2 protein-coding genes are annotated in these 2017 nt (G+C 66.2%); both read left to right on the top strand.

Annotation, left to right across the window (positions count from 1 at the left end; all coding sequences use genetic code 11):
* The coding region (locus tag MUO23_15075; protein MCJ7514274.1) for a hypothetical protein at positions 1-348 on the top strand (348 nt) is incomplete at its 5' end.
* A 37-nt stretch (positions 349-385) separates the two neighbouring features.
* The gene (locus MUO23_15070; protein MCJ7514273.1) at positions 386-1495 is read left to right on the top strand and encodes a nuclear transport factor 2 family protein; all 1110 of its coding nucleotides are present in this window, start codon (positions 386-388) and stop codon (positions 1493-1495) included.
* Positions 1496-2017 lie beyond the last annotated feature (522 nt).

Raw genomic sequence — 2017 nt, 5'->3', positions numbered from 1 at the left:
GCAACCGTCCGACTGAAGCTGCGATGGTCCGATTTCACGACAATTCTCCGGCAGGCGAGCCTGCCCCAGCCTACGAGCCTCGACCAGGAGATCCTGGCGGCGGCGCGCTCGCTGCTTCGGGCACACTGGCTGCCAGGGCGGTCTGTGCGGCTGGTGGGTGTGGGCCTTTCGGGGCTCCAGGCGCCCGTCCGCCAGCTCGACCTGTTCGACCGGTCCTGGGAACGGGAAGAGCGGCTGCTCCGGGCGGTGGATCGACTCCGCCAACGCTACGGAGACAGCTCGGTTCGGCGTGCCAGCAGCTTGCGCCTTCGCCCGCCGCCGCGGGCCGACGACGGCCGCGAATCCTGAGCCCAAGGGCGAATCGTCCCTCCAGGCAACCCCCCCGATGAAGCTGCGCGGCAAGGGATTCTTCATCTGGCAACTCCAGAACTGCGAGGGCGGCAGCGCCAAGGCCATTGCGGCCAAGGCCCAGCAGGCCGGCCTGACCCATGTCCTGATCAAGATTGCCGACGGTGCAGACTGGCCGTACAACATCGACCGGGCGCGGGGGGTGGACTTGGTGCCTCCTGTGCTGACGGCCCTCAAGTCGGCGGGCATCCAGGTCTGGGGTTGGCACTATGTGCGCGGCGAGAACCCGCTGGGGGAAGCCCGGCTGGGGGCGAACCGGGCCCGCAGCCTTGGGGTCGACGGATACGTGATCGACGCCGAACGAGAATACAAGCGTTCCGGCAAGAAGGTTGCAGCTCAGCGCTATGCCCAGGAATTGCGGCGGCTGCTGGGTGACATGCCCATCGCCCTAAGTTCCTACCGCTACCCGCGGGTGCACTACGAATTGCCGTATGCCGAATTCCTGGCGGTGTGCGACTATGCGATGCCGCAGGTGTACTTCGAGCAATCCCATGATCCTGAGGTGCAGCTGCGGGTCTCCCTCGATCAGTACATGAGTCTGCCGAACGCCCGGCCTGTCGTCCCGACGTTCCCGACGTACTCCGCAGGGGGCTGGCGACCGACGCCGGACGAGATCCGCACGGCCCTGTCGACCGCCAAGAACCTCGGCCTCGATTCCGCCAACGCCTGGAGCTGGGACTATGCCTCCCGCTCGGCCTATCAGGACCTGTGGCAGGCTGTCGCCGGCTTCGCCTGGGACCCGCCCCCGGAGCCACCCCCCGATGTCCCGGAAGAGCTGATCCAGCGGTTGAACAAGCGCAAGATCTCGTCGATCACCGACTTGTACCATGAGGGCGCCGCCCATGTGACCGGAGACCGAACTGTTGTCGGGCACTCGGCCCTCAAGGCCTGGTACCGATACCTGCTCGAGGAGGCCCTCCCGGATGCCAAGTTCGAGCTGACGGGAAAGACCGGAGCAGGGACCTTCCGCCAGTTCACCTGGTTTGCCAAGACCACAGCCGGGCGCGTTGTTGTGGGCAGCGATACTCTCGGAATCCTTGACGGCAAGATCCAGTACCACTACACACACTACGGAACGCCAGGCTGACGGCCACCGGACGATCCTCCCCCAACTCTCGATTCCTGCCTCCGCTGCTTTCCAATCACATCGCTTAGCAGAATCTTCGCCACCAGCCTGCCTGCGCTGGCTGCGAGCCGCGCCGGACGCAGGGCAAACGACTATGCTCATCCGGTCGGAGGGAGATCAGCCTGCCGCCATAATGCCCTCCGGCACTGTCACGGGTCATATCTTGCCCGGCCGCGCTAGGGAGCCCGCTGCAGCTGGAACTCGGCAATGCATTTCTTGCGGCCTATGGGGACCTCCCATCCGGCATCTAGGAAATCCGGTCTCGCCGGGGCCGGCGGCAAGGGTGCGCAGTGCCAGGCTTGGGCGGGCCGGGGGCCGTCTAGGCGATCCGCAGCTGGCCGGGTACCTGTTCGGCACTGCCCAAAGCGCACAGCTGGTGATCGAGTGGGCCGGCCTACCAGTGCGCTTGGAGCTGGAGTAGGCCGCACCGGACGAGTCCCCGGTCGTGATGTGGCGCCTGCGAGCCAGGAACCGAACCGAGAG

The organism is Anaerolineales bacterium, from assembly GCA_022866145.1.
GTDB lineage: Bacteria > Chloroflexota > Anaerolineae > Anaerolineales > E44-bin32 > PFL42.
This window is presented reverse-complemented; position numbering and strand designations above follow the sequence as displayed.

Coding starts and splice junctions, on each gene's coding strand:
- MUO23_15070 (MCJ7514273.1), top strand. CDS start 386: ATGAAGCTGCGCGGCAAGGGATTCTTCATCTGGCAACTCCAGAACTGC.